The sequence below is a fragment of the Streptomyces sp. NPDC033845 genome (assembly GCF_055576225.1).
On the sequence record NZ_JBVIRI010000003.1, the window covers coordinates 95561 to 119698 of the forward strand.

General features: G+C 73.3%; 22 protein-coding genes. 11 read left to right on the top strand and 11 right to left on the bottom strand.

Going from position 1 to position 24138, the window contains the following annotated elements; genetic code table 11:
- Positions 1 to 15: 15 nt before the first annotated feature.
- The 5 genes from ACZ50K_RS07485 to ACZ50K_RS07505 all read left to right on the top strand — a co-directional run bounded on the left by ACZ50K_RS07485 (position 16) and on the right by ACZ50K_RS07505 (position 3750).
- The gene (locus tag ACZ50K_RS07485; protein ID WP_468898713.1) at positions 16 to 705 is read left to right on the top strand and encodes an energy-coupling factor ABC transporter permease; all 690 of its coding nucleotides are present in this window, start codon (positions 16 to 18) and stop codon (positions 703 to 705) included.
- On the top strand, positions 705 to 1040 hold the full coding sequence (locus ACZ50K_RS07490) for an energy-coupling factor ABC transporter substrate-binding protein (RefSeq protein ID WP_468898716.1): 336 nt from the start codon (positions 705 to 707) through the stop codon (positions 1038 to 1040). Before ACZ50K_RS07485 ends, ACZ50K_RS07490 begins: the two co-directional genes overlap by 1 nt.
- Positions 1041 to 1044: 4 nt before the next feature.
- The gene (cbiQ, locus tag ACZ50K_RS07495) at positions 1045 to 1806 is read left to right on the top strand and encodes a cobalt ECF transporter T component CbiQ (RefSeq protein ID WP_468898718.1); all 762 of its coding nucleotides are present in this window, start codon (positions 1045 to 1047) and stop codon (positions 1804 to 1806) included.
- A complete protein-coding gene (locus ACZ50K_RS07500) occupies positions 1797 to 2627 on the top strand; it encodes an energy-coupling factor ABC transporter ATP-binding protein (RefSeq protein WP_468898729.1) in 831 nt (276 codons plus the stop codon). Before cbiQ ends, ACZ50K_RS07500 begins: the two co-directional genes overlap by 10 nt.
- Positions 2628 to 3123: 496 nt before the next feature.
- Positions 3124 to 3750, top strand: coding sequence for a PadR family transcriptional regulator (locus ACZ50K_RS07505; protein WP_468898732.1), 627 nt, complete (start codon positions 3124 to 3126; stop codon positions 3748 to 3750).
- Positions 3751 to 3820: 70 nt separating this feature from the next.
- Here the strand turns inward: ACZ50K_RS07505 and ACZ50K_RS07510 are convergent, their stop codons facing one another.
- The 9 genes from ACZ50K_RS07510 to ACZ50K_RS07550 all read right to left on the bottom strand — a co-directional run bounded on the left by ACZ50K_RS07510 (position 3821) and on the right by ACZ50K_RS07550 (position 13334).
- A complete protein-coding gene (locus ACZ50K_RS07510) occupies positions 3821 to 4030 on the bottom strand; it encodes an EF-hand domain-containing protein (protein WP_468898734.1) in 210 nt (69 codons plus the stop codon).
- Between the two features lie 73 nt (positions 4031 to 4103).
- Complete coding sequence (locus tag ACZ50K_RS07515; RefSeq protein ID WP_468898737.1) at positions 4104 to 5294, bottom strand: YVTN family beta-propeller repeat protein; 1191 nt, start codon at positions 5292 to 5294, stop codon at positions 4104 to 4106.
- A complete protein-coding gene (locus ACZ50K_RS07520; RefSeq protein WP_468898739.1) occupies positions 5291 to 6094 on the bottom strand; it encodes a polysaccharide deacetylase family protein in 804 nt (267 codons plus the stop codon). Before ACZ50K_RS07520 ends, ACZ50K_RS07515 begins: the two co-directional genes overlap by 4 nt.
- 391 nt (positions 6095 to 6485) lie before the next feature.
- A complete protein-coding gene (locus ACZ50K_RS07525) occupies positions 6486 to 6989 on the bottom strand; it encodes an ATP-binding protein (RefSeq protein WP_468898740.1) in 504 nt (167 codons plus the stop codon).
- Positions 6990 to 7105: 116 nt separating this feature from the next.
- A complete protein-coding gene (locus ACZ50K_RS07530) occupies positions 7106 to 7873 on the bottom strand; it encodes an enoyl-CoA hydratase/isomerase family protein (protein WP_468898742.1) in 768 nt (255 codons plus the stop codon).
- Positions 7874 to 7928: 55 nt separating this feature from the next.
- Positions 7929 to 9155 carry a L,D-transpeptidase gene (locus tag ACZ50K_RS07535; protein ID WP_468898743.1) on the bottom strand — a complete coding sequence of 409 codons (1227 nt, stop codon included), beginning with the start codon at positions 9153 to 9155 and terminating at the stop codon, positions 7929 to 7931.
- 140 nt (positions 9156 to 9295) lie between these two features.
- Complete coding sequence (locus tag ACZ50K_RS07540) at positions 9296 to 10018, bottom strand: L,D-transpeptidase family protein (protein WP_468898744.1); 723 nt, start codon at positions 10016 to 10018, stop codon at positions 9296 to 9298.
- Between the two features lie 112 nt (positions 10019 to 10130).
- Complete coding sequence (locus ACZ50K_RS07545; protein ID WP_468898746.1) at positions 10131 to 11924, bottom strand: choice-of-anchor A family protein; 1794 nt, start codon at positions 11922 to 11924, stop codon at positions 10131 to 10133.
- A gap of 153 nt (positions 11925 to 12077) precedes the next feature.
- A complete protein-coding gene (locus ACZ50K_RS07550) occupies positions 12078 to 13334 on the bottom strand; it encodes a L,D-transpeptidase (RefSeq protein ID WP_468898748.1) in 1257 nt (418 codons plus the stop codon).
- A 171-nt stretch (positions 13335 to 13505) separates the two neighbouring features.
- Between ACZ50K_RS07550 and glgX the strand changes: the two genes are divergently transcribed.
- From glgX to ACZ50K_RS07565, 3 genes are all read left to right on the top strand, one after another.
- Positions 13506 to 15788 carry a glycogen debranching protein GlgX gene (gene glgX, locus ACZ50K_RS07555; RefSeq protein WP_468898751.1) on the top strand — a complete coding sequence of 761 codons (2283 nt, stop codon included), beginning with the start codon at positions 13506 to 13508 and terminating at the stop codon, positions 15786 to 15788.
- Between the two features lie 110 nt (positions 15789 to 15898).
- The gene (locus tag ACZ50K_RS07560) at positions 15899 to 17095 is read left to right on the top strand and encodes an MFS transporter (RefSeq protein ID WP_468898753.1); all 1197 of its coding nucleotides are present in this window, start codon (positions 15899 to 15901) and stop codon (positions 17093 to 17095) included.
- 45 nt (positions 17096 to 17140) lie between these two features.
- Complete coding sequence (locus ACZ50K_RS07565) at positions 17141 to 17863, top strand: CDP-alcohol phosphatidyltransferase family protein (protein WP_468898755.1); 723 nt, start codon at positions 17141 to 17143, stop codon at positions 17861 to 17863.
- Here the strand turns inward: ACZ50K_RS07565 and ACZ50K_RS07570 are convergent.
- Positions 17844 to 18323 (bottom strand): FAD synthase family protein, encoded by a 480-nt coding sequence (locus tag ACZ50K_RS07570; RefSeq protein ID WP_468899863.1) that lies wholly within the window; start codon positions 18321 to 18323, stop codon positions 17844 to 17846. The two genes, ACZ50K_RS07565 and ACZ50K_RS07570, sit on opposite strands and share 20 nt — an antisense overlap.
- Positions 18324 to 18495: 172 nt before the next feature.
- Between ACZ50K_RS07570 and ACZ50K_RS07575 the strand changes: the two genes are divergently transcribed.
- The 3 genes from ACZ50K_RS07575 to ACZ50K_RS07585 are packed head-to-tail and all read left to right on the top strand — an operon-like array spanning position 18496 to position 22645.
- On the top strand, positions 18496 to 19701 hold the full coding sequence (locus tag ACZ50K_RS07575; RefSeq protein ID WP_468899865.1) for a glycosyltransferase: 1206 nt from the start codon (positions 18496 to 18498) through the stop codon (positions 19699 to 19701).
- Complete coding sequence (locus tag ACZ50K_RS07580) at positions 19698 to 21416, top strand: lipopolysaccharide biosynthesis protein (RefSeq protein WP_468898757.1); 1719 nt, start codon at positions 19698 to 19700, stop codon at positions 21414 to 21416. Before ACZ50K_RS07575 ends, ACZ50K_RS07580 begins: the two co-directional genes overlap by 4 nt.
- Positions 21413 to 22645 (top strand): MATE family efflux transporter, encoded by a 1233-nt coding sequence (locus ACZ50K_RS07585; protein ID WP_468898760.1) that lies wholly within the window; start codon positions 21413 to 21415, stop codon positions 22643 to 22645. The genes ACZ50K_RS07580 and ACZ50K_RS07585 overlap by 4 nt, the downstream gene beginning before the upstream one ends.
- On the opposite strand, the gene ACZ50K_RS07590 is transcribed toward ACZ50K_RS07585, so the two are convergent.
- Positions 22612 to 24132, bottom strand: a complete 1521-nt coding sequence (locus ACZ50K_RS07590; RefSeq protein ID WP_468898763.1) for a hypothetical protein — start codon at positions 24130 to 24132, stop codon at positions 22612 to 22614. The genes ACZ50K_RS07585 and ACZ50K_RS07590 overlap by 34 nt on opposite strands.
- Between the last annotated feature and the right edge of the window lie 6 nt (positions 24133 to 24138).

The window sequence follows — 24138 nt, forward strand, 5'->3', positions numbered from 1 at the left end:
AGGTCTCCCCCACTCATGCATATAGCCGAGGGCTTCCTGCCCCCCTTGCACGCGGTCGCCTGGGGCGCCGCGTCCGCTCCGTTCGTCGTCCACGGCGTTCGCGCGCTGACCCGTGAGGTCAAGGCGAACCCGGAGAGCACCCTGCTGCTCGGGGCGTCCGGAGCGTTCACTTTCGTCCTGTCCGCCCTGAAGATCCCTTCGGTGACGGGCAGTTGCTCGCATCCCACCGGGACCGGGCTGGGCGCGATCCTGTTCCGGCCGCCGATCATGGCGGTGCTGGGCACGATCACCCTGCTCTTCCAGGCGCTGCTGCTGGCCCACGGCGGACTGACCACCCTGGGCGCCAACGTCTTCTCCATGGCCATTGCCGGACCGTGGGCGGGCTACGCCGTCTACCGGCTGCTGCGCAGGACCGACGCCCCGCTGATGGTGTCGGTGCTCTTCGGCGCCTTCTTCGCCGATCTGGTCACCTACTGCGTGACCAGCGTGCAGCTGGCGATGGCCTTCCCGGACCCGGGAAGCGGCTTCGCCGGGGCGCTCGCCAAGTTCGGCGGGATCTTCGCGGTCACCCAGATCCCCCTCGCGGTCAGCGAGGGCCTGCTGACCGTGCTGGTGATGCGGCTGCTGATGCAGTCCAGCAAGTCCGACCTGGTCCGGTTGGGCGTGGCCCGGATCACCGGGTCCAAGACGGAGGCGGCGGTCTGATGTCGAAGAACGCGAAGATCAACACGCTGCTGCTGCTCCTGGTGGCGGCGCTGGCCGTGCTCCCGCTCGCGCTGGGAATGGGCGACCACAAGGAGGAGCCGTTCGCCGGGGCGGACGCCCAGGCGGAGGCGGCGATCACCGAGCTGAAGCCGGACTACGAGCCCTGGTTCTCGCCGCTGTACGAACCGCCGTCCGGGGAGGTCGAGTCGGCGCTGTTCGCCTTGCAGGCGGCGCTCGGCGCGGGGGTGCTCGCGTACTACTTCGGTGTGCGCAAGGGCCGCCGCCAGGCCGCGGCGGCGGCAGCGGCGGCCCCGGCGGACCGCGCGGAGGCCTGAGTCCGTGCTGCCGATCGACGCGGCGGCGCACCGCAGCCGCTGGCGGCACCGCCATCCGGCGGAGAAGGCCCTGCTGGGGCTGGGGCTGACGGTCACCGCCGTGTGCCTGCCGCCCTGGCCCGGCGGGCCGCTGGTGGCCGCGGCCACCCTGGCGGTCCTGCTGGGTCCCGCCGGGGTGCCCGGCCGACAGCTGTGGCGGGCCTTCCGGATCCCGCTGGGTTTCTGTGTGACCGGGGCGCTGCCGCTGCTGTTCGCGGTGGGCGGCCCCGCCGGCTGGGTCGGGCTCGCCCCGGACGGGCCCCGGCACGCGGTGGAGCTGCTGCTGCGGACCTCGGCGGCCTCGCTCGGAGTGCTGCTGTTCGCGTTCACCACCCCGGTCTCGGACGTGCTGCCGCGTCTGGTGCGGGCCGGGGTGCCGGCGCCGGTGGTGGACGTGGCCCTGGTGATGTACCGGATCGGTTTCCTGCTGCTGGACTCGGTGGCGCGGATCCGGCAGGCGCAGGCGGCCCGGCTGGGGCACACCGGCCGGGCCGCGGCCTGGCGTTCGCTGGCCGGGCTGGCCGCGACCGCCTTCGTCCGGGCCTTCGACCGGGCGGGCCGGCTCCAGGCCGGGCTGGCCGGGCGCGGCTACGACGGCACCCTGCGGGTGCTGGTGCCCGAGGCCCGGGTGTCCTGGCGGTTCCTGGCCGCGTCGGCGGGGCTGCTGACGGCGGTGGTGGTGCCGGCCCTGGTGCTCGGCCCGTATCTGGAAGGGATGTGGCCGTGAGGCCGTTGGTGGAACTGTCGGGCGCGGGCTACGCGTACGAGGACGGGCCGCGGGTGCTGTCCGGGGTGGACTTCGGTATCGCCGAGGGCCGTTCGCTGGCCCTGCTGGGCCGCAACGGCAGCGGCAAGACCACGCTGATGCGGCTGCTGAGCGGCGGTCTGCGGCCGGACGCCGGTGAGCTCCGGCTGGACGGGGTCCCGGTCCGCCACGACCGGGCGGGGCTGACCCGGCTGCGGAGCGCGGTGCAGCTGGTGGTGCAGGATCCGGACGACCAGCTGTTCGCCGCCTCGGTGGAGCAGGACGTGTCCTTCGGCCCGCTGAACCTGGGGCTGCCGGACGCGGAGGTCCGGGCGCGGGTGGACGAGGCGCTGGCCGCCCTGGACATCACCGCGCTCCGGGACCGGCCGACCCATCTGCTGTCGTACGGGCAGCGGAAGCGGGCGGCGATCGCCGGGGCGGTGGCCATGCGGCCCCGGGTGCTGATCCTGGACGAGCCCACGGCCGGGCTGGACCCGGACGGGCAGGAGCGGTTGCTCGCGGTGCTGGCCGGGCTGGCCGCCACCACGGTGGTGATGGCCACCCATGACGTGGACCTGGCGGTGCGCTGGGCGGACGAGGCGGCGGTGCTGACCCCGGAGGGGATCCGGGTGGGCCCGGCCACGGCCCTGCTGGCCGATCCCGCGCTGCTGGCGTCGGCGGGCCTCCGGCAGGCCTGGGCCCCGGCGGCGGCCGCCCTGCTCCGACGGGCCGGCCTCCTCCCCCCGGACACCCCCGCCCCCCTCACCCCGGAAGCCCTGTCCACCTGGCCCACACCCTCCTGACCGCCATGCCCGGGCCCGGGCCGGAGCGGGGCCGGGGCCGGGGCCGGGGCCGGGCCAAGGCGAAGGCCGGGGCCGGGGCGCGGGGCAGCGCCCGAAGGCCCGAGGCCGAGGCCGGGGCCGGGGCCAGGGCCAGGGCCGGGGCCGGGGCCGGGGCCGGGGCCGGGCCAAGGCGAAGGCCGAGGCCGGGGCGAGGGGCAGCGCCCGAAGGCCCGGGGCCAGGCCGAGGCCGGCCTGCGCCCGAGGGCCACGAGCCCGAGACCCGGGGCCAGGGCCGGGGTCGGGGCCAGGGCCGTGGTCGGGGCCAGGGCCGGGCCAAGGCGAAGGCCGGGGCGCGGGGCAGCGCTCGAAGGCCCGAGGCCGGGGCCGGGGCCGGGGCCCCATGCCGGGGCCGGCCTGCGCCCGGGCCCCGTGGTTGTGGCCCGGGGCTCGGCGCCGACGGCCGGGGCCGGGCCGGGCCGGAGGCCGGGGGCTTGGTGGGATCCGGCAGGATGGCCGTATGTCGCTGCCGCACGCCATTCTGACCGCGCTGTTGGAGAAGCCCTCGTCGGGGCTGGAGCTGACCCGCCGGTTCGACAAGTCGATCGGCTACTTCTGGTCGGCGACCCACCAGCAGATCTACCGGGAGCTCGGCCGGCTGGAGGAGGCCGGGCTGATCCGGGCGCTGCCCAGCGCGCAGCCGGCGCGCGGGCAGAAGAAGGAGTTCGAGGTGCTGGCGGCCGGGTCGGCGGAGCTGGCCCGCTGGGTCGGCGAGAGCCAGGATCCGAAGGCGATCCGGGATCCGCTGCTGCTGCGGGTGCGGGCGGCCGGTGTGGTGGGGCCGGGCGGTCTGGCGGCCGAGCTGCGGCGCCATCTGGAGCTGCACCGGGCGCAGCTGGCGCTGTACGGGCGCTACGAGGAGCGGGACTACCCGCCGGACCGGCGGCTCGGCGAGGAGGACCGGCTGCGGCGGCTGGTGCTGCGCGGCGGGATCGGTCTGGAGACCTGGTGGACGGGCTGGCTGGAGGAGGCCCTCGCCGAGGTCGAGGAGATGGGCGGGCCCGGCGAGGGCGGCGAGCCCGGCGGCCCCCCACACCTCACCGGGTCCGACGGCCCCGACGGCCCGGCCGACGGCGCCGGCGGCTGATCGCGCGGCCCCCGGGAACGACGGAGCCCGGCCGCTGCCCCCTGGGGCGCGGCCGGGCTCCGGACCGGGGCTACTTGTTGCGGGCGGCCCAGAACTCCTCGAAGCTCATGCGGCCGTCGCCGTCGGAGTCCTTCGCGGCGATCACGGCCTCCGCGCCGGGACCGGCGAACGCGTCGCCCATCGCGGCCATGGCCTGCTTGAACTCCGCGGCCGTGACGAAGCCGTCGCCGTCCACGTCGAACTTGTCGAACGTCTCGCGCGCGCTTTCGATGTCCGCCACTGGGATCCACCCCTTCTTGGTGCTTGTTGACCGGCTCAGGGTAGCGGCAGGCCCGGCGCGGCGGATGTGCGGGTCAGCGGAAGATGCCGGTGTGCCCGAGGGAGTAGCGGCCGGGCTGCGGGTAGACGGCCAGGCCGTGCGGGCCGCTGCCGACCGGGATCCGGGCCAGCTGCTTGCCGGTGGCGGTGTCGAGGGCGTAGACCTCGCCGTCGTACCTGCCGGAGAGCCACAGCACCTTGCCGTCGGCGGACACCCCTCCCATGTCGGGGCTGCCGCCGTCGGGCAGGGTCCACTTCTTGGTGAGGCGGCTCTGCGGGAAGTCGAAGACCGAGACGGTGCCCTCGCCGCGGTTGGAGACGTACATCTCCTTGGAGTCGCGGCTGACGTAGAGGCCGTGGCAGCCCTTGCCGGTGGGCAGCAGCTTGGGGGTGGTGAACTTCTCGCCGTCCAGCACCCACATGCCGTGGGCCATCATGTCGGCGATGTAGAAGGTCTTGCCGTCCGGGGAGATCTTGACGTCCTGGGGCATGGCGCCCTCGAAGGGGATCTTCTGCTGTCCGACGACCTCCATCTTCTCGGTGTCGACCTTGAGGAGTTCGCCGGAGAACTCGCAGGAGACGATGAAGTAGCGGCCGTCGGCGGAGAAGTCGGCGTGGTTGACCCCGTAGCAGCTGACCGGGACGGTCTTGACCCGGTCCATGGTGTGCGGGTCGCGGAAGACCAGCTCGCGGTCCATCGATGCCATGACGACGGCGTACTTGCCGTTGGGGGTGAAGTACAGGTTGTACGGGTCGTGCACCTCGACCGGTTTGCCGGCCTCGCCGGTGGCCGGGTTGATCGGGGTGAGGGTGTGGCCGCGGTTGTTGTTGACCCAGAGGGTCTTCAGGTCCCAGGAGGGCACCACGTGCTGGGGCTGGACCCCGACCGGGATGGTGTCGATCACCTTGTAGGTGGCGGGGTCGATGACGGAGACGGTGTTGGAGCTGGTGTTGGGGACGTAGATCCGGGACGGGAAGTCCTTGACCACCGGGGAGAGCCTGTTCGGGCGGTCGGCCGCGTAGACGTCCTTCGGGTCCAGCAGGGGCGGCATGCCGGGGAGTCCGGGCGGGGCGGCCGGGACGGCCGCCTTGGCGGGGCGGCCCATGCCCTTGGTGCCGGCCGCCTCGGGGGTGCCCTGGTCGCCGGCTCCGCAGCCGGCCAGGGCGGCGAGGGCCAGTCCGGCGAGCAGCGCGGTGGCCTTCCGGGGAAGGCGGGTGGTGGTCATGGGGTCAGCAGCTCCGTGGTGGTCACGGCGCGCAGTCCGCGGCGCGCGAGTTCTTCGAGGAGGGGCGGCATCGCGTCGACCGTGTCCGCGTAGCCGAAGTGCAGGCTCACCACCGATCCGGCACGGACCGTCCCGGTGACGTTGCGGATCACGGCCGCGGCGCCGGGGGAGGTGAAGTCGAGGGAGTCCACGTCGTAGGAGAGGACGTGCGGATAGCCGGCCCGGCGGGCCTGGCGGAGGACGGCCGGGGTGGCGTACTGGGCCTGGGAGGGGCGGAACCAGCTGCCGATGGAGCCGGTGAGGCGGCGCAGCCGTCGGGCGCAGTCGGTGATCTCGGTGTAGGCCTCGGCCTCGGTCATGGTGTTGACGGCGAGGTGGCGCTGGGTGTGGTTGCCGAGTTCGTGGCCGCCGTCCAGGATCCGGCGGGCGAGTTCGGGGTGGGCGTCCAGCCATTCGCCGACGGCGAGTACGGTCACCCGGGCGCCGGCCCGTTCGGCCTCGGCGAGGACCGCGCGGGCGGTGGCGGGGTCGCCGTTGCCGTGGAAGGTGAGGGCCACCCGGGGGCGGCCGCCGGCCGGACCGTGGTCGATCTGGTCGGGCAGGCCGCGGAAGGCGCGGGGGGCGGCGGCCCGGACCGGGGTGGGGACGGCGGCGGGGGCCGGTCCGGCGCCCCGGGAGGGGGCGGACGGGTCCGGTCCGGGTCCGGGTCCGCCGGGCGATCCGCAGCCGGCGGCGAGGGCCCCGGCGGCCGCCGCGGCGGCGGTGCGGAGGGTGGTGCGGCGGTCCGGGTATCTGGGCACCCGCCCATTTAAGGGCCGAGCAGCGTCAAAGATAACGATTGACCCAATTTGGGACCTTCGGCCAAGGCCACCCGTTTGCCGCCCTGTCCACTATGTGATCAACGAATTACACGCCGGAGTCGATAAGTATTCACTAAATGCGAGGTGAGTGGCCCACCTCACCTAGGATTTAGCTAGAAACTCTTACTATCTGCACACTTATGTCCGGATTGGGACTTTTGGCATTCGCGCCACTCTCTGCCATAGTCGGTCGTGCGCCTTCCCATTGACCCGAGCGAAGACGCCCACGCCGAGGATCACACCCCCTTCGATCCTCGGCGGACCCATGGAGCTCCCGTACCGCCCACCAGGCGACAGGGAGCTTCTGGCGTTCCGGGGGGCTTCCGGCGTCTCAGCGGTCCGCCACCCGCATCTCGAACCAGGTGATCTTGCCCCGGGGCAGCAGGTCCGCCCCCCACCGGTCGGACAGCTTGTCCACCAGGAACAGCCCGCGCCCGGTGGTGTCCAGCTCGTGCACCGGCATCAGACAGGGCAGACCGCGCGAGGGATCGCGCACCTCCACCCGGATCCAGCCCCGGCGGCGCAGCAGCCGCAGCCCGAAGGACCGGGCACCGGTGTGCCGGACCGCGTTGCCGACCAGCTCCGAGACCAGCAGTACCACGTGCTCGGCCACCTGCGGGGACAGCCCCCACATCCGCACCACCACGTACTGGGTGAGCCGGCGGGCGGTGCTCGCCGACTCCGGGCGGGACGGCAGGGTCACCTCGGACTCGGCCGGGTTCCCGTGCGACTCCACTGCCTTCAGGCCCAGTTCGTCCTCAAGTGCCGCCGACAGCCGCACACCGGGAGCGCCCTCGCGCTGCCGCGGTTGTTCCACACCCTCCAGGCCCGCCATGCCCCCATCATGGAGGGCGGAGGCTCCGCTCCGGGGCGTTCCGCGGGAAAACCCCCCGCGGAAGCGAAGCTCCCACGGGGGCAACCACACATGTTTAAGGCTGCCTTGAGGCCTGGCTAAAGGAACTTGGCCTTGCCGGGGCCCTCGGCCACGAAGCTGTTCATCCCGCGCTCCCGGTCCTCGGTCGCGAACAGCCCGGCGAACCAGCTGCGTTCGATGGCCAGACCGGTGTCGATGTCGGCCTCCAGCCCGCCGTCCACGCACTCCTTGGCCGCCCGCAGCGCGATGGCCGGACCCTGGGCCAGCTTCGCCGCCCAGGCGTGCGCCTGCTCGTACACCTCGGCGGCCGGCACCACCCGGTCGACCAGGCCCAGCGAGAGCGCCTCGTCGGCCTTCACCATCCGGCCGGTGAAGATCAGGTCCTTGGCCCGGGAGGGGCCGATCAGCCGGGACAGCCGCTGGGTGCCGCCGGCCCCCGGGATCAGCCCGAGCAGGATCTCCGGCTGCCCGAGCTTGGCGTTGGCGGCGGCGATCCGGTAGTCCGCGCAGAGCGCCAGCTCGCAGCCGCCGCCCAGGGCGTAGCCGGTGACCGCCGCCACCACCGGCTTGGGGATCCGGGCCACCGCGGTGAAGGAGTCCTGCAGGGCCCGGGACCGCGCGACCATCGCCGCGTGGTCCATCGCCTGCATCTCCTTGATGTCCGCGCCGGCCGCGAACACCTTCTCGCCGCCGTAGAGCACGACCGCGCGGACGTCGGCCCGCTCGCCGGCCTCCACGGCCAGCTCGCGCAGCCGGTCCTGGGTGGCGATGTCCAGGGCGTTCATCGGGGGCCGGTCCAGCAGGATGGTGCCGACGCCTTCGGAGACTTCGAGAGAGATGGTCATACGGGCACGTTAGTACCCGTTAACCGTCCGGCGGCAGAGGGGGACCCCAGCCCGGCTACGCGGTCCACTCGCTCCAGGACATGTTCCAGCCGTTGAGGCCGTTCTCCGGGGCGATCTGCTTGTCCGCGGAGTTCTTCACGATCACCACGTCGCCGATCAGGGAGTTGTCCCAGAACCAGGCTGCCGGAGCCTCGGGGTCGCCGGCCCCGCGCACATCGCGCAGACCGACGCAGCCGTGGCTGACGTTCGCGGAGCCGAAGGTGCTGGCCGCGGCCCAGTAGTTGCCGTGCACGAAGGTGCCGGAGTTGGACAGGCGCATCGCGTGCGGCACGTCCTTGATGTCGTACTCGCCGCCGAAGCCCACGGTGGCCCCGTTCATCCGGGTCACCTTGAACTTCTCGCTGATCACCATCTGGCCGTTGTAGGTGGTGGAGGAGGGCGCTCCGGCGGTGATCGGCAGGTTCTTGAAGACCTGGCCGTCACGGACCACCTGCATCTGGTGGCTGCGCGCGTCGACCGTGGAGACCTGCGAGCGGCCGATCTTGAAGGAGACGGTGCGGGTCTGCTTGCCGTAGACCCCCGGGCGTCCCTCGACCCCGTCCAGGTTCAGCTTCACGGTCACCTTGGTGCCGGGCGCCCAGTACTTCTCCGGGCGGAAGTCCAGCCGGTCGTTGCCGAACCAGTGGCCCTCGATCGGGACGGAGGGCTCGGCGGTCACGCTGATCGCCTTCTCCACGGCCTCGGGGGCGGTGATGCCCCGGGTGAAGTTGATCGACACCGGCATGCCCACGCCGACGGTGGTGCCGTCCTCGGGGGTGTAGTGGCCGATGAAGGTGTTCTTCGGGGTGAGGGTGGTGAAGGTGACGTCCTTGGCGGACTCCCGGCCGGCGGTGTCCTTGGCCACCGCGTGCACCTTGTACTCGGTGGCCGAGCCCAGGTGCCGGGAGGGCTCCCAGGTGGAGCCGTCGGCGGCCAGCCTGCCCTCCACCGGATTGCCCTTGGTGTCGGCGACCGTGACCGTGGCCAGCTTGCCGCCGGTGGCGGATATCTTCAGGACGCCGCTGGTCGCGACCTCCTTGGCGCCGTCCTCCGGCTTGATGGTGACGACCGCCTGCGAGGCCTCGGTGCCGGTCTTCCCGCCGCCCCCGCCCTTGCCGTTGTCGCCGCCGCTACCGCTGTCGTCGCCACCGCCGCCGCATGCCGAGGTGAGCAGCAGCGCCGCCCCCAGCAGCAGGGCCGACAGAGCACGTGTCGGCTGCAGGTTCACTCTTCTTCTCCCCATGTCCCCCGGCCGCGGGCACTTCTCGCGGACCTGGCGACAGGTAACCACAGGGGAGGATCACGAACAGCCACGGAGTTGTCACCGTTCCGTCCCAACTGGGCCGGAGCGGAACTCGGTTTTCGGTACTCAGTCCTCGGTGCTCAGTCCTCGGTGCCGGGCTTGGTGCCCCAGACGTAGACGGCGTCGCCCTCGGTGAGCAGGTCCCAGAGCCGGGCGGCGTCCGGCACCGTGAGGTTCACGCAGCCGGCCGAGCCGCCGTGGGCGTAGAGGTCGCCGGGGCGGCCGTGGATGGCCTGGCCCCCGTCGAAGAACTGGGAGTACGGCATGGGGGCGTCGTAGAGGGTGGAGACGTGGTCCCGGCTGCGCCAGTACACCTCGTGCCAGCCGGGGCGGGTCTCCTGGTCGTCCCGGCCGGTGCGGATCGGCACCGGGGCGAAGACCACCCGGCTGTCCCGCTGCACCCACAGCAGTTGGCGGTCCAGGTCCACGCAGGTCACCCGGTACCGGCGGACGGGGCAGGCGCCGGACGCGTTGGGGTTCTGCCGGGCCTGCACGGCGACCATGGTCCGGTAGGTGGCGGTTCCGGCGTAGCCCTCGGCCGGGGTGATCCGCCGGGCCTTCTGGAACTCCCGTACGGCCGCGCAGTCCTCGGGGCTCTGCACCCCGTCCACCGGGCGCTTCAGGTGCTCCTCCAGCTCCCGCTGATAGGGGCCGGTGCCGGCGGTACAGGCCTCGGCCGCCGGTCCGGGGGCCTGCCCGGCCGCGGCGGGCGGGCAGGCCAGGGTCAGCAGGGCCGTCAGGGCCGCCACGGCCGCCACGGCGCCGCTCGCCGCTGTCGCTCCGGCCGCCGTGCCGTTCCGCATGCCGGTCTCCTCACCTCGGGGATCCCAGCCTCGCGGGGCGGAGCGGGGCGCGCGCCCCGGGTGCGCCGATCCGGTGAGCGGGCCACCTGATCGGCGCACGTGCGGGGCGGGGTCAGGCCTTGGGGCCCTTGCCGCCCTTGCCGTGGTCGTCGCGCTTGTTGACGAGCTTGACGGCCACCGTGTGGTCGGGGGTCCGCTCGCCCAGCGTCAGCGGCCCGGTGACCGGGTCCTTGGGCAGCACGTAGCCCTCGGGCACATCGGTCTCGCGGAGGTAGTAGTGGCCGGCGTCGAGGTGCCGGAAGGTGCAGATGCCGGAGCGGTCGGTGGCGCAGCCCGGGCTGACCCGGCGGTCCGGGTTGATGCCCCGCACCTGGAGGCCGCGGGTGGCGTTGGTCTCCTTCCACAGCTCGAAGACCGCGCCGCGCAGCGGCTTGCCGGTCTTCGCGTCCTTCTTCAGGACCTTGATGGTGCCGTCGTAGGGCGACTTGAGGTTGTTGATCTCGGCGGTGACCCCCTGCGCGGGGGTGTTCGCGTCGACCACCAGTGCCTGGCTGACCGGGTTCCTGGGGAGCTCGTAGCCGTTCGGGGCGCTGGTCTCCTTCCAGTAGTAGGTGCCGAAGGGCACGGTGGCCCCGCAGCGGCCGTCGGTCTCGGTGCGGCAGTTGCCGGCCACCAGGGTGTCCGGGGTGGTGCCGGTGGACTGGAGGCCGGGGGTGCCGTTGGTCTCGCGCCACAGCTGGAAGCGGGCGCCGGGCAGCGGGGCGCCGGTCTCCCGGTCGGTCTTGCGGATCCAGATGCTGCCGGTGGTCGGGTTCGGCGGGTTGGGGTCGTCGGAGCAGTCGGGCAGGTCGCCGTTGAAGGGGTAGGCGTGGAACTCCTGGCCGAAGCCGCCGGTGTCGGAGGCGCCGGTGTGGGTGAGTCCGCCGGCCGTGAAGAAGCGGCCGTCGAAGCCGGGCACCTGGACGGTGGCCTCGGACTCGGGCTCGGCGATCAGGGCGGAGCCCTGGAACTGGGCGCCGCCGTTGACCCGGACGGTGAGGGCGTCGGGGAAGTTCCACAGCAGGCGCTCGCGGAGCCCGGCCGGGAAGCTGCCGTTGTTCATGGAGATCAGCGGGTTCTGGCCCAGCACGTTGACCAGCACGGTGGCGCCGGCCGGGATGTTCTGGAAGCGGACGAACTGCTGGGCGCCCATGGTGCCGGCCAGGTCGAAGTCCACGTTGAAGACCTGGAGGGCGGAGGTGTTGTCGCCGGTGAAGACGGTCTCGGAGGCGCTCCACACGGCGGTGCCGGTGGCGGTGCGGGGCTGGCCGTCGACCCGGGCGTAGCACTTGCTCGCGGTGGTGAGGTTCGCGCGGAGCGCGGTGTACGGGGCGGCCGCCGCGGCGTCCTGGGTCAGGGTGCCGGTGACGGTTCCGGTGAGGGTGCCGGCGTACCGGACCACTCCCCCGTCGGCGAGCAGCCGCTGTCCGGTGGCGACCCTGATGTCCCCGCCGACGGTCAGGAAGTCGGCGCCGTCCGGCGGCGGGACCTGGGAGCCGGCGCCGACGATGCCCACGTTGTAGATGTCGCTGGTGGTCGGCGATCCCAGCTTCTGCATGTCGAAGTCGTCGAGGACGACGATGCGGCCCTCGGCCTCGGCGGCGCCCCGGCGGACCAGGTAGTCGTCGCCGACGAAGATGTTGATGCCGTTGTCCCGGCCGGCGAACGGCGGGCCGATGTGCACCTCGGGGTAGACCGCCGGGCAGTCCCCCGGTACGCACGGTCCCAGCCCGCCCGGCAGCGGGGCCCGCAGGCTGCGGGTCGCTCCGGCGTCCGGGTGGTCGGCCGCCGCGGCGTACGCGGGGACCGCCGGGGCCAGTACGGCCACCGTCGCCAGGCCCGCCAGGGCCAGCTTCCTGACTCTCATGTGACTCCGTCCATTGCTGCCACTGGTGCTCTGGACAAGCTGGGCGCAGGGCGGGACGGGGGTGCGGGAGGACACTCGCCCGCTACGGCAAAGCGATCACACGAATCACCCTTCCGGGGGGCGGTGCGGGGCGGTGCGGTGCGGTGCGGGGGCTCAGGTGATCGCGGAGCCGGCGATCCAGTCCACCCAGGAGAGGTTCCAGCCGCCCAGTCCGTTGTCGGCGGCGACGGTCTTGTCCTGGGAGTTGACCACCTCGACCACGTCCCCGACCAGCGTCCGGTCGAAGAACCAGCCGGCCGGGGTGTCGGAGCCGCCGCCCTTGCTGTCGCGCAGGCCCACGCAGCCGTGGCTGGTGTTGAGGGAGCCGAAGGTGTCGGGGCTGGCCCAGTAGTTCCCGTGCAGGAAGGTGCCGGAGGCGGTGAGCCGCATGGCGTGCGGGACGTCCGGGATGTCGTACTCCCCCTTGCCGTCCTCGCTGGTGAAGCCGACGGTGGCGCCGTTCATGCGGGTGACGTCGAACATCTCCATCACCACCATCTTGCCGTTGTAGGTGGTGGTCTTGGGCGCCCCGGCGCTGATCGGGACGGTGGAGAGGACCTCGCCGTCGCGGCGGACGGTCATGGTGTGCTCGGCGGCGTCCACGGTGGAGACCTGGTGGCGGCCCACGGTGAAGCGGACGGTCTTGTCCTGGATGCCGTAGGAGCCGCGGGCGCCCTCGACGTCGCGGAGGTCCATCCGGACGGTGACCTGGGTGCCGGGCTTCCAGTACTGCTTGGGGCGGAAGTCGAGCCGGTCGTCGCCGAACCAGTGGCCGACGACCTCGGTGGCCGGGCGGGCGGTGACGGTGATGGCGCGTTCCACCTCGGCCCGGTTCTCGATGGACCGGTTGAAGCGGAAGGAGACGATCATGCCGGTGCCGACGGTGGAGCGGTTCTCGGGCTTGAAGTAGCCGATGAACCGCTCCTCGGGGACATAGGTGGTGAAGGTGGTGTGCCGGGCCTGGCGGCGGTCGTGGCCGTCGACGGCCACGGCGTCCACGGTGTACTTGGCGGCCAGCGCGAGCTTGCCGTACTCCGGGTCGGGGCTCCAGCTGAGCCCGTCCTCGGCGATGGCCCCCGGCACCCGCTCCTCCTGGGCGTCCTCCACCTTGGTGACCACCACCCGCTCCAGCCGGCCCTCCGGCACGCTGACGTTCAGCGGGCCGTCGGCGGGGACGGCCTTGGCGTTGTCGGCCGGGGTGATCCGGATGGCCTCCTCCGGGGACCGGGGTTTGCCGGGCAGCTGGATCTCCACCGGGGACCGGCCGTCCGCGGTGCAGCCGGCCAGCCCTCCGAGCAGCCCCGCCCACGCCACCACGGCGGCCACGCCCGCCGCTGCCCGCTTCGCCCGTTCGGACGTCAGAAGTCTCACGGACCGTCCAACGACCGGGCCCTGTCGGGGAAACGTGGGCGCGGCGCACGTTCCGGGTCGAGCAGTCCGGGCAGAACAGGGGGAAGGACCAGACGGGGCGGGCCCTGGCCGGGACGCCGGGGCCGCTTACCCGCCGCCGTCGTGGCCTTCGCAAGCCGTGGAGGCGGGCAGGTGTCGAGCGCAGCCGAGCAAGAGGTGGCCGAGGGCGGTCAGGCGGGGGCCGTGCCCCGGCAGCAGGATTCCGTGCGGGCGGCCGCCCGGCCGGGGCCCGGGGCGGGGCCCGCGGCCGGGCCGGCGGTGTGGCCCGGTTCCTCACATCCGCTGGGGGCCCGCTACAGGGCCGGTCCCGACGGGGTCGTGGGAACCAACTTCGCGCTGTGGGCGCCGGGCGCGGAGGCGGTGGAGCTGTGCCTGTTCGAGGACCGGGACGGGCCGGGCGCGGAGACCCGCTGCGCGCTGACCGAGCTGACCCACGAGATCTGGCACGGCTTCCTGCCGGGGGTGGGTCCGGGGCAGCGGTACGGGTTCCGGGTGCACGGCCGCTGGGACCCCTGGACGGGGTCCCGGTTCAATCCGGCGAAGCTGTTGCTGGATCCGTACGCGCGTGCGGTGGACGGGGACTTCCGGCTGCCGCCGGAGGTGTACGGGCACGTCCGGGACTGGCCGCAGCAGTACATCGCGGACACGGTGCGGGACGACCGGGACTCGGCGCCGTTCGTGCCCAAGGGGGTGGTGGTGCACGACGACGACGACTGGGCGGACGACGTCCGGCCGAAGACCCCCTGGTCGGACACGGTGATCTACGAGCTGCACGTGCGCGGGTTCACCATGCGGCACCCGGGGATCCCGGAGGAGCTGCGGGGCACCTACGCGGGGCTGGCGCACCCGGCGGCGATCGAGCACCTGACCTCGCTGGGGGTGACGGCGGTGGAGCTGCTGCCGGTGCACCAGTTCGCGCACGAGGACCATCTGCTGCGGCGCGGGCTGAGGAACCACTGGGGCTACAACTCCATCGGCTACTTCGCCCCGCACGCCGGCTACTCCTCCTCGGGGACGGCCGGCCAGCAGGTCGGCGAGTTCAAGCGGATGGTGCGGGCGCTGCACGCGGCCGGGATCGAGGTGATCCTCGACGTGGTCTACAACCACACGGCGGAGGCCGGGGAGCTCGGTCCGACGCTGTCGCTGCGCGGGATCGACAACCGGGGCTACTACCGGCTGCCGTCCGACCAGCGGCGCTACGCCGACTACACGGGCTGCGGCAACACCCTGCACGCGGGCCGCCCGCACGTGCTGCGGCTGATCACGGACTCGCTGCGGTACTGGGTGACGGAGATGGGGGTGGACGGCTTCCGCTTCGACCTGGCGGCCGCGCTGGCCCGCTCCATGCACGACGTGGACATGCTGTCGCCGTTCCTGGCGGTGATCGCCCAGGATCCGGTGCTGCGGCGGGTGAAGCTGATCGCCGAGCCCTGGGACGTGGGCTCGGGGGGCTACCAGGTGGGGTCCTTCCCGCCGATGTGGACGGAGTGGAACGACCGGTACCGGGACTCGGTGCGGGACTTCTGGCGGGGCGCGCTGCCGGACGTACGGGACCTGGGGTACCGGCTGTCCGGGTCCAGCGACCTCTACGCCTGGGGCGGCCGGCGGCCGTACGCCTCGGTGAACTTCGTGACCGCGCACGACGGTTTCACCCTGCGGGACCTGGTGAGCTACGAGCGCAAGCACAACGAGGCGAACGGGGAGGAGAACCGGGACGGCACCAACGACAACCGGTCCTGGAACTGCGGGGTGGAGGGGGATCCGCCGGGCGGGGCGGAGCCCCGGATCCAGGCGCTGCGGCGGCGGCAGCTGCGGAACCTGCTGACCACCCTGCTGCTGTCGACCGGGGTGCCGATGCTGGTGGCGGGGGACGAGTTCGGCCGCACCCAGGGCGGCAACAACAACGCCTACTGCCAGGACAACGAGACCGGCTGGGTGGACTGGTCGCTGCTGGAGGAGCCGGCCTGGCTGAACCTGTTCACGCTGGCCAGACGGCTGCTGGAGCTGCGCCGCCGTCATCCGGTGCTGCGGCGGCGGGCGTTCTTCTCCGGGCAGGCGCAGGGGGCGGACGGGCTGCGGGACCTGGCCTGGTTCACTCCGGCGGGCACCGAGATGACGGAGCGGGACTGGTACGCGCCGGCGGCCGGGCTGGGCCTCTACCTGTCGGGGCGGGACATCCCGGGCCGGGACGAGCGGGGGCGGCAGGTGACGGACGACAGCTTCCTGGCGCTGCTGCACTCCGGGGACCGGCCGGTGTCGTGGACCCCACCGGGTCCGCCGTGGGCATCCTCCTACGAGGTGGTGCTGGACACCTCGCGGGAGGACCAGTCGGCGGGGCCGGGGGTCCGGTGCCGGGGCGGGGTGCCGATCACCGTGCCGGCCCGTTCGGTGCTGCTGCTGAAGGTGGTGGACTGAGCGCGAGCGGCCCGGCGGGGTCGGGGCGGCGCCCGACGGCCGCCGGGCCGGGCGGGACCCGCTCCCGGGGGGCCATGGTTTCGGGACCGGTGCCGAAATAGCCTGCGGGGATGACCCCGAAGATCTGGCGACTGCTCGCGGGCCGCACCTTCGCCGCGTTCGCCACCGCACTGATCCCCACCACCCTCACCCTGGCGGTGGTCCGCACCGGATCGGCCGGTGACCTCGGCCTGGTGCTCGCCTGCGAGATGGTCCCGATGCTGCTCCTGCTGCCCGTCGCCGGAGTGGTCGCCGACCGGTTCCCGCCCCGCCGGGTGGTGCTCGCCGCCGACCTGGTCAGGGCGGCCGCCCAACTCGCCATCGGCACCCTGCTGCTCACCGGACCGGTCCGGATCCCGGAGCTGGCCGCGCTCTCGGCGGTGACCGGGGCCGCCGTCGCCTTCGGGAACCCCTCCGCCCGGACCCTGGTGGCCGCCGTGGTCGCCGGACCGGAGCGGCTGCGCGCCAACTCCCGGCTGATGGTGGCCCAGGGGCTCGCCACGGTGGCCGGGCCCGGCGCGGCCGGGGCCCTGATGCTCGCCGTCGGGCCCGGCTGGTCCTCGCTGCTGACCGGGGCGCTGTTCGCGCTCTCCGCCGTCACCCTCGGCGGGCTGCGGACCGAGCGGCCGGCCGCCGCCGAGCCCGCCGGATTCCTGGCCGAGCTCCGCGAGGGATGGGCCGAGACCCGGCGCCACCCGTGGTTCCTGGCCAATGTGCTCGGCCACGGGGTCTGGCACCTGACGGCCGGACTGCTGCTCGCCCTCGGCCCGGTGATCGCCGTCGAGTCGCTCGGCGGGGCCTCCTCCTGGGTGGTGATCGCCCAGTCCGGGACGGCCGGTCTGCTCGCCGGGGCCTGGGCGGCCGGCCGGCTGCCGGTGCGGCGCCCGCTGGTCTGGGTGGCGGTGGCCTCCGCCGCCTCCGCGCTGACGCTGGCCGCGCTGGGGCTGCGGCTGCCCGTGCCGGTGGTCGCCGCGGCGTACTTCATCGGGCTCGGCGGGGTGGGCCTGCTCAGCCCGCTCTGGGAGACGGTGCTCCAGCAGCGGGTGCCGGCCGAGGCCCTGGGCCGGGTCGGCTCCTTCGACACCCTGATCTCCTTCGCCGCCCGGCCGCTGGGCCTGGCGGTGGCGGCCCCGCTGGCCGCCGCGGCCGGCACCACCGTCCCGCTGCTGGTGGGCGCGGGCCTGGTGGCGGCCGCGAACCTGGGCGTACTTCTCGTTCCGGACGTGCGGGAACATCCGTCCCGGGGGCATTCATTCGTCCTGCGATGATGTGTGCGATCGGGGGCCGGTGCGGGGACGAGGGGTGTGTGTGCGATGGCGACGGTAGGGACGGCGCTGAGAGAGCTGCGGGGCGCGCAGAAATCGGCGAAGGGCGTGTCGCTGTACTCGCGCTACGTGAACCGCCCGGCCGGCCGGTACCTGGCCGCCGTGAGCCACGCGATGGGACTCACCCCGAACCAGGTGACCCTGATCAGCGCCGGTTTCAGCTTCGCGGCGGCGGCCGCGGTCGCCCTGTGCGCGCCCTCGTGGGGGCTGGGCGCGGCGGTCTGGGCGGCGCTGGCCGTCGGGTTCGCCTTCGATTCGGCGGACGGCCAGCTGGCCCGGCTGCGGGGCGGCGGCAGCGCCGCGGGCGAGTGGCTGGACCACGTGGTGGACTGCGCCAAGCTCACCGCGCTGCACAGCTGTGTGCTGATCGCGTTCTACCGGTTCCCGGAGGAGTACGGGCTCTCCGGCGAGGGCTGGCTGCTGGTGCCCCTCGGCTTCCAGCTCGCCTCGGTGGTGACCTTCTTCGGCGGGCTGCTCACCGAGAAGCTGAAGCCGAAGCCCGCCCCCGGCGAGGCCCCCGCCGCGCCGTCGACCCTGCGCGCCGTGGCCCTGCTGCCGGTGGACTACGGGGTGTTCTGCCTGGTGTTCCTGCTGCTGGGCGGGGCCGAGGTGTTCGCCTGGGCGTACGCGGGCCTGGGGGCGGTGGCCGCCCTGTTCCTGGCGGCCTTCCTCACCAAGTGGTTCCGGGAGCTCAGCGCAGTTCGGCGGTGAGCTCCGGCTGCGGGCCGGCGAGCGCGTCCAGTGCCCGGCGCAGCTGGGTGCTGGAGGTGTGCACGGTGTACGGGAAGTAGACGACGTCCACCCCGACCTCGGCGAAGTCCGCCTCCAGCCTGTCCCCCTTGGGGGTGCCCCGCCAGTCGTCGCCCTTGAAGATCACGTCGAAGCGGACCTGCTTCCAGGTCTCGACCTTGTCGGGAACCGTCTCGACGAAGGCGGCGTCGACGTACTTGACGCTGCGGACGATCTCCAGACGTTCGACCAGCGGGATCATCGGGCGGCGCCCCTTGGCGCGCTCGGCCATCTCGTCGGAGACCACTCCGGCCACCAGGTAGTCGCACTGACTCCGGGCGTGCCGAAGGATATTGAGATGTCCTATATGGAACAGATCGTATGCTCCCGGCGCGTAGCCCACGCGGTAGGGCCTGCGCGCGGGCGCGCCAAGGTCGGACATGTCCTGCTCCGTCATCTGTTACCCCCCAGGGACCGCACTCCCCAGTGCGGTGGATTAGCAGACAATAGCGTGCACGTTCCGCACCGTGCGGGTGAACGATTAGGGTGGCGTGCGCATCGATCAGCGGGGAAGGGGACCTTCAGTGTCCACATCCGGTCACCGGCGCCTGCTGCTGGTTTCCACCAATTACGCTCCCGAACACGCGGGAATCGGGCCGTACGCGACCCAGATCGCCGAACATTGGGCGAATTCCGGCCATGAGGCGCATGTGTTCGCCGGTATGCCGCACTATCCCGCGTGGTCGCTTGAGCCGGAGTACAAGGGTGCGCTCCGGCGCACCGAGGAGCGCGCGGGGGTGACCGTGCACCGGCGCGCGCACACCGTTCCGGCGCGGCAGACCGCCGTGAAGCGGGCCCTGTTCGAAGGATCGATCCTGCTGCACGGTGCGGTCGCCCCGCCCCGGATGCCCAGGCCGGACGCGATCCTCGCCCAGATGCCCAGCCTGGCCGGCGGGGTGCTGGCCGCCCGGCTGGCCGCCCGCTGGAAGGTGCCGTACGTCCCGGTGGTCCAGGACCTGATGGGCGCGGCCGCGGCACAGAGCGGGATCAGCGGCGGCGACAAGGCGGCCGCGGTGGCCGGCCGGGCGGAGGCCTACGCGCTGAAGCGGGCCACCCTGGTCGGTGTGATCCACGAGACCTTCGTGGACCGGGTCGTCGGCATGGGCGTGGACCCGGCGAAGATACGCCTGGTGCCCAACTGGTCCCATGTGCCCTCCCCCACCAAGCCGCGCGGGGAGACCCGCCGCCACCTGGGCTGGGCCCCCGGCCAGACCGTGGTCCTGCACTCCGGGAACATGGGCCTCAAGCAGGGCCTCGAAGTCCTGGTGGGCGCCGCCCGACTGGACCCGGACGTCCGTTTCGTCCTGATGGGCGACGGCAGTCAGCGCGCCGCGCTGGCCGAGCTGTCGGCGGATGTACCGAACCTTGACATCATCCCCCCTGCCGCCGACGGCGCCTTCCCGGATATCCTCGCTGCGGCGGACGTGCTCGCGGTCACGCAGCACGCGGCCGTCCTGGACATGAGCGTGCCCTCGAAGCTCACCTCCTACTTCGCGGCCGGCCGGCCCGTGGTCGCCTCCGTGGCGGCCGAGGGCGGCACCGCCCAGGAGGTCGAGCGTTCGGGCGCCGGGGTGCTCGTACCGCCGGAGGACCCGCAGGCGCTGCTGAAGGCCGTGCGGTCACTGGCGGAGGACCCGGGCCACGCGGACGCACTGCGAGCGGCCGGTCCCCGGCACGTCGCGGCACACCTGAGCCGCGAGGCGGGACTGGCCCGCATCGACGCACTGATCGACGAAGTACTTGGGGGAACCCGGCCGTGACCGAGACGCACCGCCCGGCGGCGACACCGGCCGAGGACGAACCCGATCTCCTCAGGGACCAGTTCCGGCAGCTCACCCGCTACCGCAAGCTCATCGGGGCCGGCATCGGCGTGGGCCTGCTGGGCGGTGTCTACCTCGGCATATCGACGGCGGACACCTACGTGGCCACCTCGGAGGTCTTCCTGCGGGCCCCGAGCATGGACCCGTTCAACCCCTCCATCGCCGCCGACAAGGCGATCAACGTGGGCTCGGAACGCCAGACGGCCCTGAGCCGCTCGGTGGCCTCGCTCGCCGCGAAGGAACTGGGCGTCCCGGACTCCGGGGTGCAGGCGCTGCGGACCGGACTCCAGGTCACCAACCCGCCGCAGAGCCTCATCCTGCGGTTCACGTACACCTCGACGGACCGGGTGGAGGCCGCGAAGCGCGCCAACGCGCTCACCGAGGCCTATCTGAAGAAGAAGCAGCTCGACAACGACGCCACCCGCGACGCGATGGTGAAGAACAACCAGGAGCTGCTGAACCCGATCGCCAAGCGGCACGACGAGACCGACAAGGACATCAAGCGGCTCCCCGACGGTCCGGCCCGCGACTCCCTGTTCACCACCAAGGCCGACCTGCTGTCCCGGATCAACAAGATCAGCAGTGAGATATCCAGCCTGAAGTCCCTCGACATGACGGCCGGCCGGGTCAACAGCACCGCCACCCCGCCGGGCCACGCCGACGGACCGGGCCTCCCGCTGTCCCTGGCCATGGGCGGAGCCGTCGGACTGGCCCTCGGCCTGCTCGCCGCCTGGGTGCGGCTGGTGTTCGACCCCTCGCCCCGCTCCGACGGCGACGTCTCCCGCGCCCTGCGCGCCCCCGTGCTCGGCACCCTGCCCCGGGACAAGACCGGCGGCGGACCGCTGCTGGCGGCCGGCGAGGCCGACCCCCGGCTCGCCGAGGAGTACCGCTCGGTGGCCTTCCGGCTGGCCTACGACTCCCGGTTCGCCGACCGGCGCCGCCTGCTGGTCGTCGCCCCCCGCGGCTCCAGCGAGACCGCCGCCGCGGTGGCCGTGAACCTGGCCGCCTCCTTCGCCGAGACCGGCAAGGACGTCCTGCTGATCGAGGCCGACCTGCGGACCCCGGTGCTGGCCAGCCAGCTGCGCACCGACGCCGGCGGGCGGCCCCGGTGGAGCCAGATGGGCAACCCCGGCTCGGCCGAGCCCGACTGGCCGGACGGCCGGCAGCTCGCCGTGGACGCCGGGGAGTCCGGCTCCTTCGACCTGATCCCCGGCGAACGCGTCCGCAACGTGCCCCGCGCCCTGACCTCGCCCCGGGCCAGCCGGCTCATCTCCGAGGCCGACTCCCCCAACTCCACCGTGGTGGTACTGGCCCCGCCGGTGCTCTCCTACGCCGACGCCCTCGCCCTCGTCGACCGGGTCGACGGGGTCCTGGTGGTCTGCGACCCGCGGGCCGTGCACCGCACCGACCTGGCCCGGATCCGCGAACTGATCAGCGGGGCCGGCGGCACCGTGCTCGGCGCGGTGCTGCACGGGCCGCTGCCCGGCGAGAAGCGCGGCAAGGGCCTGCGCCGCCCGGCCCTGCCCACCGCCCCGGCGGCCGCCGCGGCCCCGGCCCCGCCGGCCGCCGCCCGGACCCTGCCGCCCGAGCAGCACATCCCGGGGGACGGCACGGACACGGTGGCGCTGCGCACGGTGCGTACGGGCCAGCGGTGAGCCGGCGGGGGCTCGCCGCCGTCGCCTCCGTGCTGGACCAGGCCGCGTCCAGCGCCACCAACATCCTGGTGCTGGTGCTGGCCGCCCGGCTGTCCTCGGCCTCCGGGTTCGCCGCCTTCTCGATGGTCTACGTGGCCTTCAGCGTGCTGCTGGGCCTCAACATGGCCTATGTGGGCCAGACCGTGGTGCTGGAGAAGGCCGCCGAACGCCTGGCCCCGGTCTGCCGGTCCGCCCTCCTCTTCACCGGCGCGGCCTCGGCCGCCGCCGGACTGGTCCTGGCGGCCGTCGGCGCGGCCCTGCCCGGACCGACCGGGGCGGCCTTCCTCGCCCTCGGCCTGGTCCTCCCGCTCGTCCTCCTCCAGGACGGGCTGCGGTACTGCTTCTCCGCGCTCCGGCTGCCCCAGCGGGCCCTGGCAGCCGACTCGCTGCGGCTGCTGTGCGTGGTCGCCGCCCTCGCCGGACAGCCCGAAGGGGCCTCCGCGGCCCGGCTGGTGCTGGTGTGGGGGATCTCCGCGCTGCCCGCCCTGCTGCTGGGCATCGCACTGCTGCGCCCGTACGTCGCGGGGGCCCGCGCCGATCTGCGGCCCTATCTGCGCCGCGGGCACCTGGGACAGCGGTTCGTCGTCGAGTTCGCGGTGGGCAACGGCTCCAGCCAGCTCGCCGTCCTCGGCCTGGGCGCCTTCGGCAACCCGCTCGCCGTCGGTGCGCTGCGCGGCGCCACCACCCTGTTCGGGCCGCTGAACGTGCTGTTCAACTCGGCGAACGCGTTCGCCCCGCCGTTCCTCGGCCGGCTGTCCGGCAAACGGGCCGTGGTCCGGGCCACCCTGGCCCTGGGCCTGGCCCTCGGCACCCTCGGCGCCGGGGTCGCCGCCCTGCTGTACGCCCTGCCCGACTCCTGGGGCCGCCGGCTCCTCGGCGACACCTGGCCGGCCGCCTCCGCGCTGCTCCCCGCCACCGGCGCCCAGTACGCGGTGATGGGACTGGGCACCTGCGCCCTGCTGACCCTGCGGGTGCTGGCGCCGAAGGCCACCCTCTCCCTCCAGGTGGTCTTCTCCCTGCTGTCGGTGGCCTTCCTGCTGGGCGGCTACGCGGCCTGGGGCGTCACCGGAGCCGCCTGGGGCCTGGCCCTCGGCTCGGCCCTCAAGGCGGCCGCCGCCTGGTGGCGGGTCTCCCGGCTGCCCGCCGTACCGGACGATCAGCGCAGCGTGGTGGACTTGTCCGTGCGGTAGGTGGCCACCAGGGCCAGGCAGAGGGCGGCGATGGCCACGCGTCCCGAGGCCTGGAGCAGTGGTCCGCGCAGCAGGATGAAGGAATAGCCGGCCACCAGCGGGACCACCACCGAGATCAGCGATCCCGAAGGGGTCCGCCGGGTGGCGCGCTTGGCGTAGCGGCGGTCCACCCGGGCCGCCGCGTAGCCCATGGCCATCAGGCCGCCGCCCATGCCGACCGGCCCGAAGTCGATCCACAGCTCGGCCCAGATCGGCGAGGACAGGTTGGTGTTGACGGTGCCCATCCACTGGCCGACCATCACCCCGGTGTCCCTGGGCTTGCCCGGCCACACCGAGCGCGGCACCGCGAAGAACACCGAGCCGGCCATCTGCCGGCCGTAGAAGTGGCCCGGGCCCGACTCGGCGAAGGTGATGGTGTTGGCGAACATGCCGACCTGGTCGTAGTCCTTCAGCGCCATCGGCTCCAGGAAGGAGGTGGTCTCCACCGGCTTGTAGTTCTTCTCGTCGTACCGGAAGCGGTCCGCGAACGGGAAGACCAGCAGGGCGATCACCACGGCCATCGACAGTGCCACCCGGTACATCGCCGCGCTCACCGGGAAGACGGTGAACAGCAGCGCGAACATCACGGTGAGGAACCAGTAGCGCGGGTTGGAGATCGGGTTGTTCACGACCAGGTTGAGGGCCGCCAGCGCCGCCCAGGTGGCGATCACCATCGGCTTGCGGCGGGCGTAGGTCGAGGTGACCAGCCAGCGGGTGTACAGCAGCAGGGCCAGCAGCGCGGGGACGGTGCCGAAGCCGCGCAGGAAGGCCTGCCCGGCCTGGCCGTCGCCGTTGGAGACCCCGGCCTCCTCGATCCCGGCGATGATCTCCTGCCGGCTGCTGAAGAAGACCGCCGGACCGCCCAGCTTCATCACGAACACGGCGCTGCACAGGAACGCGAACACGGTCAGCAGCTGGAGCCGCCGCCGGTGGGTCATCACCGGGCGGGGTTCCTTCTGCGAGCCGCCGGCCCGGCCGGCCGGCCGGTGCCGGGCCAGCAGCACCCCGACGTCGAAGAGGATGCAGCCGATCATGATCAGGGCGATCGCCCAGGTGAGGTCGGACCGGGGGCCGACCACCGGGGTGGGCACCTGGCCCAGGACGGCCTGCGCGAGCGGGGCCACCCCCATGGCCATGTACACGAACAGCCAGAACGAGCCCTGGAGGAGCTTGCGGCGGCTGGTCAGCACCATCGCCGAGAGCCGGGCCCCCGCGTACATGGCGAGGGCCAGCTGGAGCCAGAACGCGGCGTCCCGGACGCCCGCGCCGGGCTGGACCGCCACGAACGCCGGCAGGAACACGGTGAAACCGAGGGCCAGCGGCACCGAGAGGGCGCGGGAGAGCAGGGTGCGCGGGGTGGTGACCCGGCCCCAGCTGCTCTCGTCCCCGGCCGGATGCCGGCCGGGGGGGACGGGTGCCGTCCGGGGCTTGCGTATGTCCGTTGCCACCGTGAC

Excerpts from the sequence above, each read along its gene's own strand:
- ACZ50K_RS07485 (WP_468898713.1), top strand. The coding sequence starts at position 16 with ATGCATATAGCCGAGGGCTTCCTGCCCCCCTTGCACGCGGTCGCCTGG.
- ACZ50K_RS07490 (WP_468898716.1), top strand. The coding sequence starts at position 705 with ATGTCGAAGAACGCGAAGATCAACACGCTGCTGCTGCTCCTGGTGGCG.
- ACZ50K_RS07505 (WP_468898732.1), top strand. The coding sequence starts at position 3,124 with ATGTCGCTGCCGCACGCCATTCTGACCGCGCTGTTGGAGAAGCCCTCG.
- ACZ50K_RS07515 (WP_468898737.1), bottom strand. The coding sequence starts at position 5,294 with ATGACCACCACCCGCCTTCCCCGGAAGGCCACCGCGCTGCTCGCCGGA.
- ACZ50K_RS07525 (WP_468898740.1), bottom strand. The coding sequence starts at position 6,989 with ATGGCGGGCCTGGAGGGTGTGGAACAACCGCGGCAGCGCGAGGGCGCT.
- ACZ50K_RS07530 (WP_468898742.1), bottom strand. The coding sequence starts at position 7,873 with ATGACCATCTCTCTCGAAGTCTCCGAAGGCGTCGGCACCATCCTGCTG.
- ACZ50K_RS07535 (WP_468898743.1), bottom strand. The coding sequence starts at position 9,155 with ATGGGGAGAAGAAGAGTGAACCTGCAGCCGACACGTGCTCTGTCGGCC.
- ACZ50K_RS07540 (WP_468898744.1), bottom strand. The coding sequence starts at position 10,018 with ATGCGGAACGGCACGGCGGCCGGAGCGACAGCGGCGAGCGGCGCCGTG.
- ACZ50K_RS07545 (WP_468898746.1), bottom strand. The coding sequence starts at position 11,924 with ATGAGAGTCAGGAAGCTGGCCCTGGCGGGCCTGGCGACGGTGGCCGTA.
- ACZ50K_RS07560 (WP_468898753.1), top strand. The coding sequence starts at position 15,899 with ATGACCCCGAAGATCTGGCGACTGCTCGCGGGCCGCACCTTCGCCGCG.
- ACZ50K_RS07565 (WP_468898755.1), top strand. The coding sequence starts at position 17,141 with ATGGCGACGGTAGGGACGGCGCTGAGAGAGCTGCGGGGCGCGCAGAAA.
- ACZ50K_RS07570 (WP_468899863.1), bottom strand. The coding sequence starts at position 18,323 with ATGTCCGACCTTGGCGCGCCCGCGCGCAGGCCCTACCGCGTGGGCTAC.